This window comes from Streptomyces sp. NPDC058534 (genome assembly GCF_042717365.1).
Lineage (GTDB): Bacteria > Actinomycetota > Actinomycetes > Streptomycetales > Streptomycetaceae > Streptomyces.
In genome coordinates, this window is sequence record NZ_JBHXNW010000052.1 from 15,190 (window position 1) to 31,475 (window position 16,286).

Consider the following 16,286-nt stretch of genomic DNA (forward strand, 5'->3'; position numbering starts at 1 on the left):
GTCTCCCTGGTCGCCGTGGCCATCGCCGTGACACTGCTGCCCGCCGTGCTGAGCCTGCTGGGCCACCGCATCAACTGGGGCACCCTGCGTCGCCGCAAGAACACCACCGAGACCGCCCCATCCCTGCAGGGTGCGCCACAGGCCGTGGACGCCGAAGACGTCTTGGACGGTGGTGCAGGCGTCGGCCAGGACCAGGGGGGCCTCGAGGGCGCGTTGGGCGAGTTCGGCGGGGTCGCCGATCGTGCGGCAGGCGTTCCAGGGATCGGTCAGAGAGACGGGGATCCGCTCGGGCGTGTGGAAGAGGTCCTGCACCGCCCGTGCGGCCGAGCGGAGTTCACCGCGCGCGGCTGTGACCGCCTCGGCCTCCTGCCGGAGCGCAGCGATCTGGGCGAGGGCACCGGCAGCCCAGGTGACGTCCAGCTTTCCGGTGGTCCCTTCGACCGGACCGGCCTGACCACGTACGAGTTGCGCGCCGACCCGGTGGGGGCGCTGCTGCGCGCCGACGATCCGCTCGCCCACCGCGCCGGCCTGGCGCCGGCCGAACTGGCCGACCGCCGCTGGTTCCGCTTCCCGGAGGGCACCGACCCCCTGTGGCAGACGTACTGGAACGGCGGGGAGGTGCGGCCCGGTCCGGTGGTGCGCACCGTGCGGGAATGCCGGCAGGCCGTGCTCTGGAACGGCACGGTCGGAATGACCCTCGTCGGCCACGAGCCCGGTGAGGGGCTCACCGTGGTGCCGCTGACCGGGCTGGCGCCGAGCCGCGTCCTGGTGGCCTGGCGCGAGGCCGACCAGAACCCGCTGATCCGCTCCTTCGTCCGGACGACGGTCGCCGCGTACGACGCCGGCCGCGGACCGTCGGGCGCGTCTTAGCTCCGCGTCCAGCGCTGGGACGCCGTTCCGGACTCGCAGGGCTGCGTGGAGACACCACCGCCGTAGGCCAGGTCCAGGCAGCCGCCGTTGGAAACGCTCTTCAGGGTGCTTCCGGAGCCAGGACGCCACAGGTGGGAGGTACCGGCGGAATTGCAGTCACGGGTGAACACGGCCTGGCCGAGCATGTTCGCGCCGAGGCAGGAACCGGTGGACTCGTTGATGACCTTGACGGAGCCGTCCGACGCGCTGCGGTAGCTCCAGGACGCGGCCGAGCTCCCGCAGGAGCCGTCGTCGGCGGCGCCGTAGACCTGGGTCAGGCACTTCCCGTTCTCACCGTTCTTGAGGGCGAAGGGGCCGGACTCGGGAGTGCCGGTGTCTCCCGAGCCGCCGCCGGAGCCGCCCCCGGACGACGATCCACCGGACCCGGACGACCCGCCCGAGCTGCCTGAGCCGCCCGAGCCGCCTGAGCCGCCCGAGCCGCCTGAGCCGCCCGAGGCGGAAGACGTACCGGAGCCGGCGGAGCCACTGTCCGAGCCTCCGCCGCCGGAGCCACCACCGCCAGTGCTGCCCGTACCGGCCCCGTCTGTTCCCCCGCCGCCGTCCCCGCCCCCCTTGGCTCCGTCGGTACCGTCTTCACCGCCCTTGCCGTCCTTGCCGTCCTTGCCGTCCGACGGTGACGGCGATCCGGCCGTTGTCGGTCGGCCCGTCGCCGGCTCCGACGGCTGCCCCGCCGGGCCCGCGGACGCCGAGACGGACGGGGAGGGCGCGGCGTCCGCCCTGTCCTGGGAGACGTACGGCATGAGCTGGACCGCGAGGGTCGCCCCCGTCGCGAGCACTACCGGCACCGCACCGAGAAGGACTCGGGTACGGCGACGGCGCCCATGCCGTTCCGGATCCCGGCCCCGGGTGACCGTGAGCTCGGGCCGGGGCTCCGGCTCAGGCGCGGGGAGGTCCGCCGCGTCCGGCAACTTCGTGACGAACGAGGCCCGTTCGGCGAGCCGCACGGTGACGGCCTCCGGCCACAGCGGCGGCTCGAAGGGTCCGTGCCGCTCGGCGATTCCGACCAGCTCGGTGGCGGTCGGCCGACCCTCGAAGTCCTTGTCGAGGCAGGCCGTGACCACCTCGGCGAGATCCGGGTCCAGCGCGCGTACCGCGTCGAGGTCGGGCTGCTCGTGCACGATCCGGTAGAGCACCGCGTGCCCGGACTCGTCACCGAAAGGCGGGCGGCCACTCGCCGCGTACGCGAGGACCGAACCGAGCGCGAACACGTCGACGGCGCCGGTCGAGCCCCGCGTCCCCGAGGCCTGTTCGGGGGACATGTAGGCGGGGGTACCCACCACCATGCCGGACCGGGTGAGCTGGCTCTGCTCGGCGGCACGGGCCACGCCGAAGTCGATGAGGGTGAGGCCGTCGAGGGTGAGCATGACGTTGGACGGCTTCAGATCCCGGTGGACCATGTCCAGCTCGTGCACCGCCGCCAGCCCGGATGCGGCCTCGCGCAGCAGCAGCCACAGCGCGTCGGCGGGCAGCGGGCCCTCGTGGGCCTCGATCGCCTCGGTCAGGGTGATTCCCGGGACGTAGGCGGTGGCGAACCACGGGGGCCGGGCGGTGCGGTCACCCGCGAGGAGCGGGGCGGTCACCTCGTCCGGCAGCCGCGCGAGGTTGTCCAGCTCGTGCCCGAAGCGGCGCAGGAAGTCCTTGTCCTCGGCGACGATCGAGGGCAGTAGCTGTTTGACGGCGGCATACCGTCCCTCGTGGACGCCGAGATAGACCCGGCCCATGCCGCCCGCGCCGAGGCGTCCGATCAGCGGGATCTCACCGATTCGCCGCGGGTCCTCGTCCTCCAGTGGCTCGGCACCACTGCCATCCAGCTCCAACACGCCTGCCCCGTCTCCCCGTTGTCCTGACGATCGCGGACCCGCGGCCCGCCCGATCCCCCTGAATCCGGGCGGACGCGCGCGTCCGACGGGGACATTCTCAGCCAGGAGGACGTAGAATTGGAAGTGCTTTCTAGAAAGAGACTCTAGAACGAGATCGGGAACGAGCCCCAGCACGCACGACGAGAACGGCCTGTCGATGAGCCCCAAGCAGCACCGCGGTGAGGTCACCTCCGACAAGCTCCTGGACGCCGCACTGCGCCTCTACACGGAGTCGGGCGAACAGGGCGTCACCGTCACCGCCGTCACCCGGACCAGCGGCGTCAGCCTCGGCAGCCTCTACCACCACTTCGGCAGCCTGGACGGCCTCCTCACGGCCCTCACGGAACGCTGGACGGGCAGGCTGATGGGGCAGATGGTCACGGCGCTGATCGCCACGGAGGGCGCACGGGCCGGAATCCGGGCGGTGGTGGAGGCGTACTTCGCCTTCGTCCGCGACCACCCGGGCGCGGCGCTGCTCCTCCACTCCCCCTACGCCGACGAGCGCATGATGCCCCGGGCCCAGGAGACGCGGGAGGCGCAGGCGCCGGCCGTGTCGGCGTTCGCCGCGTGGGCCCAGCCGCACATCGCCTCCGGCGAACTGGCCCCGCTGCCCCAGCCCGTGCTGGAGTCCCTGGTCCTGGGCCCGGTCGTGGCCGTCGCCCGCCGCCACGTCGCGGGAATCAGGGACCTGGACCTGGAGGAGGCGGCGCGGGTACTGCCGGACCGGATCTGGCGGTCGATCAGCGCGGGCGGGGTGTAGGACCGGCTCGGCTGCTGCGCGGCTGTCCCCCGTGCGAGCTACGCGCAGGTGTCCACCGCGGGGTGACGACCCAACACGGCCGCGACCATAGAGTTTTCACCAGTCGCCGAGCACGACAGGCCGACCGAGAAAGACCCCACGAACACGTCGCCCTACCCCCACCATGCCCCGCTGGAGGCCCCCATGTTCCGCACCCTCGCCAAGGCCACCGCCGCCATCGCCGTGGTCTGCACCGTCGCCGGTGCGGGACTCGTCCTCAACGAGGAATACGCCAAGGCCACCACCGACACCAACTCCGAGGCGGCCTCGACGGGAGCCACCTTCACCGGCACGAAGAAGCTCCGCATCGACGGCCACACGGTCAACGTCTCCTGCTCCGGCAACACCACCGACACCGGCACCGACAAGCCCCTCGTCCTTCTGATGGCCGGCGGCGGCGAGGGCCTGGACAACATGGCACCCCTCCAGAAGACGGTGAGCAAGACGACCCGCGTCTGCTCCTACGACCGCCTCGGGGAGGGCGCCAGCGACAAGCCCGCCCCGGGCACCCTCCAGACCATGGACGACACCGGCAGGCTCCTCACCAATGTCCTCGACCGCCTCGCCGGCGACCGCCCCGTGGTCCTGGCCGGCCACTCCCTCGGCGGCTACATCGCCGCCCGCTACACCCCCCACCACACCGACCGCGTCAAGGGCCTCGTCCTCCTCGACGCCACCATCCCCCACCTCACCCGCGACATGAACCGCACCATCCCCGCCGACGCCACCGGCATCCCCGCCCAGATCCGCGCCGGCGCCCTCGCCGTCAACGAAGGCCAGAACCCGGAGCAGTTCGTCATCGCCGACGGCAGGGTCCACTCCGCGGGCCGCATCCCCGTCGAGATCCTCAAGCACGAGTCCCAGTACGCCGAGGTCCCCCAGTACGGCCCCGCCCTGGAGCGCATGTGGGCCAAGGGCCAGCACGAATGGCGCAAGATCTCCCGCAACAGCCACGTCACCACCGCCAAGGGCGCCGGCCACTACATCCACACCGACCGCCCCGACCTCGCCCTCAAGGCCATCAACAAGGTCACCCACCGCGCAGCGAACGCCCGCTAGGGGGGGACGGCCCGCGCGCTCAAGTCGCCTACTTGGCGTCGCGGTTGAACTGTGCCGTCGACCAGCGGTAGCCGAGGAGCGTGAGGCCGAGGCACCAGGCAATGGCGATCCACCAGTTGTCGCCGATCTCGGTGCCGAGAAGGAGTCCGCGCAGCGTCTCGATGGCAGGCGTGAACGGCTGGTACTCGGCGATCGGTCGGAACCAGCCGGGCATGGTGTCGGCCGGGATGAAGGCGCTGGAGATGAGCGGCAGGAGGATCAGCGGCATGGCCATGTTGCCGGCCGCCTCGGGGTTCGGACTGGCCGCGCCCATCCCGACCGCGATCCAGGTGAGTGCCAGGGCGAACAGCGTGATCAGCCCGAACGCCGCGATCCACTCCAGTGCCGTGGCGTCCGTGGACCGGAAGCCCATCGCCACGCCGACGGCGCCGACGAGGACCACGCTCATCACGCACTGCAGTACGCCGCCGACGACATGCCCGACGAGCAGAGAGCCCCGGTAGATCGCCATGGTGCGGAAGCGGGCGGTGAGGCCCTGGGTCATGTCCACGCAGACGGACACCGCGGCCCCGATCACGGTGCTGCCGACGGTCATCAGCAGCAGGCCGGGGACGATATAGGCGATGTAGTCGGAGCGGTCCGCGCCGCCACCACCGATGCCGGCGCTCATCACGTCGCCGAAGATGTAGACGAAGAGCAGCAGCATCATGATCGGCGTGAGCAGCAGGTTCAGGGTCCCGGACGGGTAGCGCCACGCGTGCAGCAGGTTGCGGCGCAGCATTGTGTTCGAGTCGCGTACAACGTCAGAGAGGGAGCTCATCGGGCGGTCTCCTTGGGCTGGTTGGGGACGTTGGCGGGGCCGGTGAGGGCGAAGAACACGTCGTCGAGGTCGGGGGTGTGCACGGTCAGCTCGTCGGCCTCGATACCGGCCGAGTCCAGCCGGTCGAGGATGGAGCGCAGCGCGCGCTGGCTGCCGTCGCTGGGGATCTGCAGCGCGAGCGCCTCGTCGTCCCGGGTGACGTCGCGCAGTGCGACGGCGGCGCTCTGGTACGCGGACGGGTCGGTGAAGCGGAGTTGGACGTGGCCGCCGGGGATGAGCCGCTTGAGCTCCTCGGCGGTGCCCTCGGCGGCGATCTTGCCGTCGTTCAACACAGCGATACGGTCGGCGAGTTCGTCGGCCTCCTCCAGGTACTGGGTGGTCAGGAAGACGGTGACGCCGCCCGTGACCAGCTCGCGGATGATCTGCCACATGTTGTGGCGGCTGCGCGGGTCGAGGCCGGTGGTCGGCTCGTCGAGGAAGATGATCCGGGGGTCGCCGACCAGCGTCATGGCGATGTCCAGGCGCCGCTTCATGCCGCCGGAGTAGCTCTGGGCGGGCTTCTTGGCGGCCTTCACCAGGTCGAACCGCTCCAGCAGTTCGGCGGCGACCCGCCGTCCGTCGGGCTTGGACAGGTGGTGCAGGTCCGCCATGAGGAGCATGTTCTCCTCGCCGGTGATCAGCCCGTCCACGGCCGAGAACTGGCCGGTGACCCCGATCGCCGCCCGCACCCCGGCGGGTGCCTCGGCGAGGTCGTGGCCCGCGACCTGGGCCTGCCCGCCGTCGGCGGCGATGAGCGTGGACAGGATCTTCACGACGGTGGTCTTGCCGGCACCGTTCGGGCCGAGCAGCGCGAATACGGACCCGGCCGGGATTCGCAGATCGATCCCGTCGAGCACGGCCTTGTCGCCGTACGACTTGCGCAGGCCGACGGTGGAGACAGCGGCGGGCGCGTGTGATTCGCCGCCCGGAATGGATGTGGACATGACAGAAGAAAGCATGGGTCCTCCCGTTCGAAGGATGACTCGAGGAATGACTCGAAGGATGAAAAGGAAAGGGAATCGGGTTGAGTGGAGCGAGAGCCCGTCAGGCGCCGACGGGCGGCACCCACTCCACGATCTGGATCACTACACCGTTGGGGTCGAGGAGTTGCAGCACCCATTCACCCCACGGCTCCTGGCGCAACGGCATCGTGATCCGCGCGCCCTCCCGCCGCAGCCGCTCGTGTTCGGCGGCCAGGTCGGTGACCGTGAAGGACACCATCACTTCGGCGTGCGCGGCGGGCTGCTGCCCCGGATGCGGCTGCGTGTCGCATCGATCGCATCGCAGTACGACGAGGTCGGTGGCCGCGTCGTCGCGTGAAAGGTGGATGACACCGTCGGCCACCAGCACCTCCCGGAACCCCAGATGGCTGGTGAAGAACCGGCTCGACGCCGCCGGGTGGCCGACGGTCAGCAGCACCGCCGACGCAATGATGTTCATCCGCTGAGTTCCTTCCGCGTTGCCCGCTGCCGTCACGGTCAAGCATCGACGCTGCCGACGGGCGCATCAACGACGTATCGTGCAACGGCGGTTAACACAGCGATTCACGAATCGGGGGCGGCGGGCGTGGAGCTGCGGGAGATACAGATCTTCCTGGCCTTGGCGGAGGAGCTGCATTTCGGCCGGACGGCGGACCGGTTGCACGTCACTCCCGCCCGCGTCAGCCAGGTCATCAAGAAGCAGGAACGTGCCATCGGCGCCGAACTGTTCAAGCGGACCAGCCGCAACGTCCAGCTGACACCCGTCGGGGAACAGCTGAGAGACGGCCTGGCCGCCGGCTATCGGCAGATCCAGGAAGCGCTGGCCACCGCTGCCACCGCCGGCCGGGGGATCACCGGGGAACTCCGCGTCGGCTACTCCGCCGCATGGTGCGGCAACCTCGTCGTGGCGGCGGCCGACATCTTCCGGGCCCGTCACCCCGACTGCGTGGTCCACATTCAGGACTCCCAGCTGAACGACCCGCTCGGACCGTTGCGCGACGGCAGCCGCGACCTCCAGCTGATCGAGCTGCCCATCGACGAGCCGGACATCGTCAACGGCCCGGTGCTCTTCTCCGAGCCCCGCGGCCTCGCCGTCCCCGCCGGCCACCCGTTCGCCGAGCGGGAGACCGTCTCCCTGGAGGACCTCGCCGAGGCCCCGATGATCACCGTCACCGGACAGCCCCCGTACGTCCTCGACTTCCACTACCCCCACCGCACACCGAAGGGCCGGCCCATCCCGCGCGGTCCGTCGACCACCGCCTGGCAGGAAGTGCTCGCCCTGGTCGGCGCGGGCAAGGGAGTCTCCCCCACCTCCGCACGGGCGGCGCACTACTACTCCCGCCCGGACATCGCCTACGTCCCCTTCCGCGACGCCCCGCCGGTGGAGTACGGCCTCCTGTGGCCGGCCACCGGGAACACCCCGAAGGTGCGCGCGTTCGTCCGCACCGTCGTCGAAACGGCCGCCCTGCAGCGGGTGCGGCCTGATCCGGACGACATGCCCTAGCTAGCTGGCGCCCGCCCCCACATACCGGCCCTGGGCCGTGGCCTCCCCTGCCACGGTCCAGGGCCTCGGCGTGGGGTCACTCGCCTTCGAAGATCGCCTCAGCCTCGGACGCGGTCACGGCACGGGCCAGCCAGTGGCGGAGGACCTCGGGATCACCGCACTCCGTGATACGGGCGCGGACGTCGTCGGAGACGTCGAGGCCACGCTGTTCCAGAACCAGCAGGACGTCTTCGGCGCCACGCTGCGCACGGCCTTCGTCGCGGATTTCTTCGGAGATGTAGGACTTGTAGAAGGAGAGGTCCACGGCCACCAGGTTCCTCCAGAGGTGCTTGGCCGGGCGGTTGCCCAGTCCATGTGCGGTGAATTCGACGATGGGGTCCGCGACGTCTTGGGGCGCGTCCCGCAGAGCGGTGGACAGGGCCTTCAGTATCGCATTGACGACCGGTTCCGCAGCGTGCGTGATCGCCGCCAGGCTGGCCAGGACCAGGTCGGCGCGGGCCTCGTCCGGATCGGTGATCACCGGCATGTTGTGCGGGCCTGCGACCACGGGCTGCAGGGTGAGGGTGGGCAACTGAGGCAGTCCGCTGCTCACCGCTCGCTGGGCCCATTTGGCGGTGACGTGGTCCTGGCAGACGACGAGGAGCGCTGTGGGCAGCCGGTACTTCGTCCAGAGGTACGAGACGTAGTACGCCCAGCTCGCGGGCTTGTCCGGGTCCTTCTTGCCCTGGGCTTCGACGGCCAGGAGGAACGCGCCGTGCTCTGCCGTCTCGAAGCGCAGGAGCGTGTCCACGCGGCGTTCGACGGGACTGGCCTCGGTGAGGTCGGTCGGTAGAGCGGTCGCTCCGATGGGCTTGGGGAGGTCGATCCCGAGGAACCGCGAGACGCGGCTGAAGAGCCCGGGGTCGTGCTGGAAGATGCGGTGCATCGCCTCGTGGGGCGGGCTGACCATGGGATTCCTTGCTGGTTCAGGGGTGGGGGGCGGCTACTGTCCGGCAGCCGCGGCAGTGGGTTTCGGTCTCGGGGCCCCGGAAGCCTCGATCGCAGCCGTCGCAGTTCCGGATCGGGTGTCGGGGTGGCGGCGGGGCGGCTGCCACGGGGCGGAACGGGGCCGGGGGTGGCAGCTGAGCCGCGAGGCGGTGGGCCAGCAGGGCGGCCGGGCGGTGCAGGGGCTCGTCCGGCAGGTTGGCGGTCAGGGCGTGACGTACGGCTGTGGAGCGGACGTCCCGCTCCAGCCAGGCCGCGACGCCGGGCGCCAGGTGCGCCGTGTCGGTCGCGGAGAGCAGCAGGCGGGAGTCGTGTCGTCGCAGGTCGGTGAGCAGGTCGGTGGCGGCCCGGAGCAGCGCGGGGGCGGTGCAGCTCGGCTCCGGTACGGCGGGGAGCGCCTTGCGCACGACGGCTCTGCGTTCGGGCCGTACCGGGGCCTTCGGCCGGGCAGGGCAGTCGGTGGCCGCCGCCCTGTGCCGGGCCCGGGGGTCGTTGCAGGAGACGGTGCGGGTGACGATACGGCCGTCAGCCGCGCGCTCTCGCTCGCGCCGCAGGTAGCCGTGGGCCTCCAACTCGCGCAGCGCGGCGGCGATGCGGACCGTGCCCTCCTTGAAGCGGGCGGCCAGGCTCTTGATGTCCACGGAGGTGCCGCCGCGTACGGACTGGATGTGCAGGCCCAGCCCGATCGCCAGCAGGGAGAGGTCCGGGTGCTGGGCGAGGTGGTTGCCGACCACGGTGAAGTTGGCGGTGTGGCGGACGTTGTCGTGGATGACGCCCGAACGTGGGTGGTTGTCGCCAGTGGCGGACTGGGCGCGCGGGGGCGCGCTAAGGTCTTGGGTATCCATCAGGAAGGGGTCTTCTTCCTCGGTGGTCAGGCCCTCGCGGGGATCGCTAGTCCCCGGCGGGGGCCGACATATGTCAGCGGTTGTTGCGCTGAGCGTAAGGGAGTTGGGGGCTCCGAAATCCAGCCCAACCGGTGATGTTCACCCAAGCGAGTGAGTCGACGCCGTGGGCGGGAGGGGTGGGGCTTGGTGAGGTTCTTTCTTCCCCATCGTCCTTTGGGAATTACCGCCCGTGAGACCGGAACTCGAAGACGCGGGTTCCGGTGAACGCGGCCCAGGCGGACCGGCTGACGACCAGGACGGGGCCGTCAGGGTTCTTGCTGTCGCGGACGGGGACGACGTCCATACAACCGGGGGCCACCTCGACGCAGTTGCCGCCGTTCTCGCCGCTGTAGCTGCTCTTGATCCAGTCCATCCTGTTGATACCTCTCCATCGCGTCGCCGACGAGGGCGACCGTCTGGCGAGTCGAAAGTGAGTCCGCCCTGAGCACATCATAGGTGTGGCTGTGCTCCACATAGGCGGCTGGATCGCTGTTGAAATGGCCTCGGTCCAGGGACTCCGAATAGAGCCAACGCTCACCGTCGGGCAGTTCGATGAGAGACATCGAGACGTTCGGGCGCAGGAGTTCCGGGTAGGCCGCCGGGGCCACTTGGATGCGGATGTTGGAGCGGCGGCCGAGGTCCAGCAGCACCGCGCACTGGTCGCGCATCACCTCGGGGCCGCCCACCGCATTACGGATGCAGCTCTCGTCCAGGACGACGACGTAGGACGGACCACCATCGGTCAGAAAGCGTTGCTGTCGGCTCAGCCGAGCCCGAACCCGTTCCTCCAACTCGTCGCCGCTCGCGACGCGGGAGAACAGCGCCCGCGCGTACCTCTCCGTCTGCAACAGGCCAGGGACGAGGCGCTCCTGATACTCCCGCAGAGCCACCGCCACCGCATCCATCTCGGCCCTCCGCCGGAACCAGTCCGGATGCTCCACCTCCGGATACCAGTCGATCCGCCCCCACAACCGCGCCAACACCCCACCCGTGCCCAGCAACTCGTCGCACGTCTTCGCGAACGTGTCCTGCGGCACCCGCGTCCCCGCCTCCACCCGGGCGATGTGCGACCGGTCGCAGGGGATGCGGGCCGCGAGGCCCTCCTGGGTGAGCGCCGCGGCCTCCCGGAAATGCCGCAGCACCTCGCCGAACACGGCGGCCGTACTCGCGCCCGAGCCAACGGCGTTGCGTCGCCCCACGATCCCTCCCCCGCCTCCCTCCGTGACAATGGACGTGTGTCACGCGTCAGGCGTTGATACCGACGATTCCCCTGCGCGACTCTCGATACACCCAGAGTCACGGAGGTTGCACGATGGATCGCGAGGAGCGGCTGAGCGCCGCGGTGCGGGCGGTCAACGACCGTTCGGTCACCGACACTTTGATGGCGCGGACGCTGGTCGCGCTGCCGCCACCGCCCGTGCCGGTGGCCGGCTGTGCGGCCTGCGCGGAGCTGGCCGTACTGCGCGCACACGCCCGGGCGGTCGGCGACGGGAGCGCGGAGACCGACGCCGATGTGCTGCTGGCCCGGCACCAGCGGCGGGAGCATGACGACGGATGCCGGGTGTTCCGCTACGTACCGTTCTCGATCGTCCAGGACCCGTCCGCGCTGCCCGAGTACCAGGCGTACTGCGTGTCCGGCGAAGACGCGGACTGCGGCGCCACGTCCGGGCCCTGCCCCGCCCCGACGGACGTCGAGGAGTGGCAGCGCGGGCACACCCGGGAGACCCGGCACACCCGCTACCGCCGCTGCTTCGCCGACTACGCGGTGCTGGAGTGCCGCGTCTGACGACCCGGAATCCGGGTGCCGACGATCACCGCGAGGTCCGGGGCGAGGCGGAGTTCGGTGGAGCGCAGGGCGGGGTGGTCGAGCCAGTGCAGCCGGGGGTGGTCGGGTGCGCCGTCGAAGAGGGGTGGAGCAGGCGCCCCTGTTCCGGTCGGCACGAGAAGGCGAAGCCGTGGGCGCGTGCCGCCGTCACGGCCCGGACGACCAACGCCGGCAGGGTGCCGTCGTCCCGGTAGGCGTCCGTCCCCTGAAGCGACATGCCCCGCATTATGACCTCACCCGGGCGGCCGTACTGTCGTTCGAAGGGCCATCCGTTCCGTTGAACCGTGGCGACACGGCGGGTGCGCGGTCGTGGAGACGGCATTCCCTTGGTCGGGTCTGTTACATCTGCGAACGGAGACCCCTCGTGCGAATGACCGACATCCACCGCTGCGAGATCCGGCCCGGGCGCCTCGTCGAGTGGACGTTCAGTCCCAGGACGCTGGACATCGCGGCGGCGCTGCCCGAGGACGCGCGACCACCCGCCTATATCCAGGAGTCGCACATCCGCACGGCCCGATCGGTGCGCGAGGACGGGCTGTTCGTGCCGACCTGGCTCGGCGCGGCCTTCGACATCCCCGGCCCGGTCGACCTCGACGTGCTCCAGGAGGCGCTGCGCGCCTGGACCCTGCGGCACGAGACGCTGCGCAGCGGCTTCCGGTGGGGAGGCGAGAGCGGTGACGACATGCGGCGGTTCACCCTCGACGCCGACTCCGTGTCCCTGCACCGCGAGGACATCGGCGACTTCCCGGACGCGACGGGCCTCGCCCGCCACCTCCAGGACCGCTTCGACCGGGTCGCGGACGCGCTGCGCTGGCCCAACCTCATCTACACGGCGGTCGTCCGCGACGACGGCGTCAGTGTCTACATGGCCTTCGACCACAGCAACGTCGACGCCTACTCCATCTACCGCATCCCCGCCGAGGTCCACGAGCTGTACGCGGCCGGCGTCGCGGGCCGGACCGTGCCGCGGCCCCGCGTCGGCTCCTACGTCGACTTCTGCGAGGCCGAGCGGGCCGACGCGGACCGGATCGACGGCACTCACGACATCGTCGCCCGCTGGCGGGAGTTCATCCGCCGGTGCGACGGACGGCTGCCGTCCTTCCCCGTCGACCTCGGCGTCCAGCCCGGCGGCACCCTGCCCGAACAGCGGATGCTGCGCGAGCCGTTGGTGGACGCGGCCGACGCCGCCGCCTTCGAGGCGTACTGCCGCCCGTACGGCGGCAGCCTGGTCGGTGTCCTCGCCGCCACCGCGCTGATCGTCCACGAGATCGGCGGCGAGCCCGTCTACCGCACCGTCGTCCCCTTCCACACCCGCTCCCGGTCCCAGTGGTCGGAGTCCGTGGGCTGGTACGTGGGCGGGGCCCCGATCGAGGTCCCGGTGGCGCGGGCCCAAGACTTCCCGAGCGCCCTGCGCACCGTACGGGCCGAACTCCAGGCCAACCGGCGGCTGTCCCGCATGCCGATCGACCGGGTGCTGCGCCTGCTCGGCACGGACTTCCGGCCGACCTCGCCCGACCTGTACTCGATCGTCTCGTACGTCGACGCCCGCGACGTCCCCGGCGCCGGTCACTGGCCGGACCAGTCGGCGTACGCCCTGCTCCGGGTCTCGTACGGCGACCAGGTGTGCGCGTGGGTCACCCGGCTCCCCGAGGGCCTCTGGTTCGCCGGCCGGTACCCGGACACCGACGTCGCGCACAAGAACCTGGGGCTGTACGTGGAGCGGCTGCGGGACATCGTCAAGAGCGTCGCCCGCCGCGTCCCCGCAGCACGCCGAGAGAGCTGAAAGAGCTACGCGCCGGGGCAGACCGGTACGGGGCGTTCCAGCGGCGGGGGAAGGCGGCACCACCGGGGACGATCAGGTTGGTGCGCTCGTCGCACGCCAGGATGGCCCTGAGCCAGGTGCGTACCGCGTGGTGGAAGTCGTACGTGAGCGGCGCCGGCGCGAGCAGCCAGTCGCGGCACTGACTGCCCACGTGCGGGCGGTAGTCACCGCGGTTTCTGGCGGGCCACGGGCTCTCCGGCTGGAGGAGATGCAGTCCGTACCCCAGCTCGCTGAGCACGTCCAACGCCCGGCCCAAGGCGTCATGGTCGGAGCTGGGCAGGATCTCCAGCACGATCCAGGGCCGGTGCCGGCGCACCGTCTCCAGCGCGCCCGCCAGCACCTGGCCCTCCAGCGTCTCCACATCGATCTTGATGAGGTGGGGCCGGACCGACCGTTTCTCGGTGAACGCGTCCAGCGTGGTGACCGGCACGCTCACGGTCTCGGTGTGCTTGCGATGCGCGGCGTTGAGGGAGTTGGAGGATTCGGCCTTCAGTGACAGGCAGAGCTCGGCGGTGCCCGATGTGTCGGAGACCGCCGAGGTGATCAGCTCGAAGCCCAGGCCGTTGTGCCGACGGATGTCCCCGCAGATTCTTGCCGTGTCCGGTGTCGGTTCGAAGGCGTGCACCGACAGCCGGTGGCCGTACACCGCGTCGATCAGTGCCGCGTAGAGCCCGATGTGCGCGCCGACGTCGTACACGGCGCTGCCCGGCGGCGCCTGCTGCGCCAGGGCCAGCAGCGTCGCCTGGGTCACGGGCTCGTACCCCGCCAGGCCCGATCGGCGCAGCTGCCGCTGTACGGCGGTCTGCTTGCGGCTCAGGACGTTGAGCGCGCGTGGATAGGAGCCGTCGGTCTCGAGGACGCCGGAATGGTGAGGGAGCCTGATGGCGAGGGGCATGGCAGGGAGAGCGCTTCCTTGTGGTCGGGCTGGTGCTCGAAGGGGCTGGGGGTGGGGAAGTAGTCGTCCAGAAAGCGCTGTACGAGTGCCATATCGGTGTGGCCCTCGGCGTCGCAGGTCACCGTGTCGTTGAGGCAGAAGGCGACATTCGATCTGGCGGCCAGCAGACGGCGCAGCCGCGGGGCGATGCCGGGCTGGGCGATGTCGATGTAGTCGTAGCGGATGCCGCCGGGCACGGCCCGGCCCGTGTGGAACGCGTAGTAGTGGTGCAGCGAGTTGGTGATCGAGATGTCGTCCGGGCCGCGGAAGGCGTGGGCGGCGGTGCGCCGGTGGTCCTCCGCGAAGACCTGCTCGATCTCGGCCAGCACACTGCGCCGCAGCGCGCACGGTGTGTGCTTCATCTTCTGGGTGATGCTGCTGCCGAAGCGCGCCTGAAGGAGCCGGCGGTTGGTGAGGGCCGCGGCGGAGACCGGTACGTCGTCCGCGCCCGCGCTTCCGACGGGCGGCAGCAACGCCTTCGAGAGGAAGAACCTACTGATGCCGTTGGCCAGGAAGAACTGCTGCGGCACGGTGGGGCGCCCGAGGAAGACGTCGTCGTTGAAGTAGAGGAACTGCTCGGCGAGCCCCTCGATGTGATGCAGCTGGCTCTCGATGGCGTGCGAGTTGAACGTCGGGAGCATGCCGGGGTCCGTGAAGATCTCCCGGTGGTCGACGACCGTGAGCCGGGGATGTCCGGTGTCCAGCCACGCGGGCACCTGCTGGTCGGTGACGAGGTAGACATGCCGGATCCAGGGGGCGTGCATGTGCAGCGAGCGCAGCGAATAGCGCAGCTCGTCACGGCTGAGATAGCGGGCCGCGTTGGCGGCCTGCGGGTGGTACGGCTCCCCCACGACCGTCGCGCGGCGCCGCTGCCACTCCGGGTCGGAGCCGTCGACCCAGGTGTATACGGCGTCGACGGGGAAGTCGATGTCGTCGGGCACCGGCTCGGCGAACTCGCGCCGGGTGCGTACGGTGGCGGGCTGCGGCCGGGTGTGCTCGGACGCGAGCCGGGTGAAGCGGCGACCGGGGACCTCGACCACGGGCGCCACCCGGCAGACCCGCTCGCAGGTACGGTTGCGGCGCGGCGCCACGAGTTCGGCACCCTCCTCGGACGGTCGCCAGACCTCGATGTCGCAGCCGTAGCCCGAGCCGAGCACCATGCCGGGTGCGGCGGCGTCGGCCAGATAGCAGAAGATGCGGATGACCTTCCGGTCGGCGGCCCGGTGCCAGGAACGCCGGGAGCCGGCCGGTTCCGCACGCCGGTCCCGGACCCGCTCGGATCCACCCGTCCGAGTGAGGTACGCCGGCACGTCCACGCCCATGGCGATCAGTGCGGTTTCGGCTGCCGCCCGGTCTTCGGAGCTGATCCCCACGGCGGAGGAGGCGCTCGCGGCATTGCGTACGACGAAGTGCTCCACGCCCGCTTCTTCCAGCGCGCTCAGCACCAGTCGCAGATTGTGCTCCCGGGCCAGAAGGGGCGTCACGCCCTCTCGCAGCAGGGCGATACGGGTCCCACCGGCGGTCTGTACGGGCACCCGTTCGCCGTCCCTCAGCAGGCCCCGGCGGTTCAGTCGCGCGCACAGCCAACGGTGCCGCGCCTCGTGCACCAGGGCTGCCGGTCTCTCCAGCCGCTGCCGCAGCCTCTCCCACTGCTCCACACCGAACCGGGCCCGCACGGCCCTGCGCATCCGCAGGGGCAGCAGCCTTCGGTAGGTCCTGAGCATCAGGGACGGCGGTGGAGCCTGAAGCTGGGCGGCGCGGCGCGCATCGGCCTGCGCGGGAATGTTGATGGTCATCGCATACCCCTGGTCTGTGTAGTCCAGGTGTCTATGCACTTGCCCGCCGGG

The 16,286-nt window shown here is 70.8% G+C and carries 16 protein-coding genes and 1 pseudogene; 6 read left to right on the forward strand and 11 right to left on the reverse strand.

Annotated elements, in window-relative coordinates:
- Window positions 1-411 precede the first annotated feature (411 nt).
- Window positions 412-870 (forward strand): annotated as a pseudogene (locus tag ACFWR9_RS27920) (LysR substrate-binding domain-containing protein); the annotation flags it as partial.
- Here the strand turns inward: ACFWR9_RS27920 and ACFWR9_RS27925 are convergent.
- Complete coding sequence (locus ACFWR9_RS27925; RefSeq protein ID WP_383846643.1) at window positions 867-2,750, reverse strand: protein kinase; 1,884 nt, start codon at window positions 2,748-2,750, stop codon at window positions 867-869. The pseudogene ACFWR9_RS27920 and the gene ACFWR9_RS27925 overlap by 4 nt on opposite strands.
- 196 nt (window positions 2,751-2,946) lie before the next feature.
- Between ACFWR9_RS27925 and ACFWR9_RS27930 the strand changes: the two genes are divergently transcribed.
- Together ACFWR9_RS27930 and ACFWR9_RS27935 are read left to right on the forward strand one after the other, a co-directional pair.
- A complete protein-coding gene (locus ACFWR9_RS27930) occupies window positions 2,947-3,549 on the forward strand; it encodes a TetR/AcrR family transcriptional regulator (RefSeq protein ID WP_383846644.1) in 603 nt (200 codons plus the stop codon).
- Between the two features lie 183 nt (window positions 3,550-3,732).
- Window positions 3,733-4,647 carry an alpha/beta fold hydrolase gene (locus ACFWR9_RS27935; protein WP_383846645.1) on the forward strand — a complete coding sequence of 305 codons (915 nt, stop codon included), beginning with the start codon at window positions 3,733-3,735 and terminating at the stop codon, window positions 4,645-4,647.
- 28 nt (window positions 4,648-4,675) lie between these two features.
- Here ACFWR9_RS27935 and ACFWR9_RS27940 read toward each other — a convergent pair whose 3' ends face one another.
- The 3 genes from ACFWR9_RS27940 to ACFWR9_RS27950 form a co-directional block, all read right to left on the reverse strand.
- Entirely contained in the window at window positions 4,676-5,467 is a 792-nt protein-coding gene (locus tag ACFWR9_RS27940) for an ABC transporter permease (protein ID WP_383846646.1), read from the reverse strand.
- A complete protein-coding gene (locus ACFWR9_RS27945) occupies window positions 5,464-6,465 on the reverse strand; it encodes an ATP-binding cassette domain-containing protein (RefSeq protein WP_383846647.1) in 1,002 nt (333 codons plus the stop codon). Before ACFWR9_RS27945 ends, ACFWR9_RS27940 begins: the two co-directional genes overlap by 4 nt.
- An 85-nt stretch (window positions 6,466-6,550) precedes the next feature.
- On the reverse strand, window positions 6,551-6,946 hold the full coding sequence (locus tag ACFWR9_RS27950) for a VOC family protein (protein ID WP_383846648.1): 396 nt from the start codon (window positions 6,944-6,946) through the stop codon (window positions 6,551-6,553).
- Between the two features lie 126 nt (window positions 6,947-7,072).
- Here ACFWR9_RS27950 and ACFWR9_RS27955 point away from each other — a divergent pair, with 126 nt between their 5' ends.
- Window positions 7,073-7,990, forward strand: a complete 918-nt coding sequence (locus tag ACFWR9_RS27955) for a LysR substrate-binding domain-containing protein (protein WP_383846649.1) — start codon at window positions 7,073-7,075, stop codon at window positions 7,988-7,990.
- A gap of 76 nt (window positions 7,991-8,066) precedes the next feature.
- On the opposite strand, the gene ACFWR9_RS27960 is transcribed toward ACFWR9_RS27955, so the two are convergent.
- The 4 genes from ACFWR9_RS27960 to ACFWR9_RS27975 all read right to left on the reverse strand — a co-directional run bounded on the left by ACFWR9_RS27960 (window position 8,067) and on the right by ACFWR9_RS27975 (window position 11,057).
- Window positions 8,067-8,939 carry a hypothetical protein gene (locus ACFWR9_RS27960; protein ID WP_383846650.1) on the reverse strand — a complete coding sequence of 291 codons (873 nt, stop codon included), beginning with the start codon at window positions 8,937-8,939 and terminating at the stop codon, window positions 8,067-8,069.
- A gap of 16 nt (window positions 8,940-8,955) precedes the next feature.
- Window positions 8,956-9,819, reverse strand: a complete 864-nt coding sequence (locus ACFWR9_RS27965) for a helix-turn-helix domain-containing protein (protein ID WP_383846651.1) — start codon at window positions 9,817-9,819, stop codon at window positions 8,956-8,958.
- Window positions 9,820-10,039: 220 nt separating this feature from the next.
- Window positions 10,040-10,177, reverse strand: a complete 138-nt coding sequence (locus ACFWR9_RS27970) for a DUF397 domain-containing protein (RefSeq protein ID WP_383846652.1) — start codon at window positions 10,175-10,177, stop codon at window positions 10,040-10,042.
- Window positions 10,125-11,057, reverse strand: coding sequence for a Scr1 family TA system antitoxin-like transcriptional regulator (locus tag ACFWR9_RS27975; protein WP_383846653.1), 933 nt, complete (start codon window positions 11,055-11,057; stop codon window positions 10,125-10,127). Before ACFWR9_RS27975 ends, ACFWR9_RS27970 begins: the two co-directional genes overlap by 53 nt.
- A gap of 113 nt (window positions 11,058-11,170) precedes the next feature.
- Between ACFWR9_RS27975 and ACFWR9_RS27980 the strand changes: the two genes are divergently transcribed.
- Window positions 11,171-11,644 carry a hypothetical protein gene (locus tag ACFWR9_RS27980; protein ID WP_383846654.1) on the forward strand — a complete coding sequence of 158 codons (474 nt, stop codon included), beginning with the start codon at window positions 11,171-11,173 and terminating at the stop codon, window positions 11,642-11,644.
- Here the strand turns inward: ACFWR9_RS27980 and ACFWR9_RS27985 are convergent.
- The gene (locus ACFWR9_RS27985; protein ID WP_383846655.1) at window positions 11,617-11,799 is read right to left on the reverse strand and encodes a hypothetical protein; all 183 of its coding nucleotides are present in this window, start codon (window positions 11,797-11,799) and stop codon (window positions 11,617-11,619) included. The two genes, ACFWR9_RS27980 and ACFWR9_RS27985, sit on opposite strands and share 28 nt — an antisense overlap.
- 248 nt (window positions 11,800-12,047) lie before the next feature.
- Between ACFWR9_RS27985 and ACFWR9_RS27990 the strand changes: the two genes are divergently transcribed.
- The gene (locus tag ACFWR9_RS27990) at window positions 12,048-13,466 is read left to right on the forward strand and encodes a condensation domain-containing protein (RefSeq protein ID WP_383846656.1); all 1,419 of its coding nucleotides are present in this window, start codon (window positions 12,048-12,050) and stop codon (window positions 13,464-13,466) included.
- Here ACFWR9_RS27990 and ACFWR9_RS27995 read toward each other — a convergent pair.
- Window positions 13,420-14,400, reverse strand: coding sequence for an FkbM family methyltransferase (locus ACFWR9_RS27995; protein WP_383846657.1), 981 nt, complete (start codon window positions 14,398-14,400; stop codon window positions 13,420-13,422). The genes ACFWR9_RS27990 and ACFWR9_RS27995 overlap by 47 nt on opposite strands.
- Entirely contained in the window at window positions 14,319-16,235 is a 1,917-nt protein-coding gene (locus ACFWR9_RS28000) for a stealth family protein (protein ID WP_383846658.1), read from the reverse strand. The genes ACFWR9_RS27995 and ACFWR9_RS28000 overlap by 82 nt, the downstream gene beginning before the upstream one ends.
- Between the last annotated feature and the right edge of the window lie 51 nt (window positions 16,236-16,286).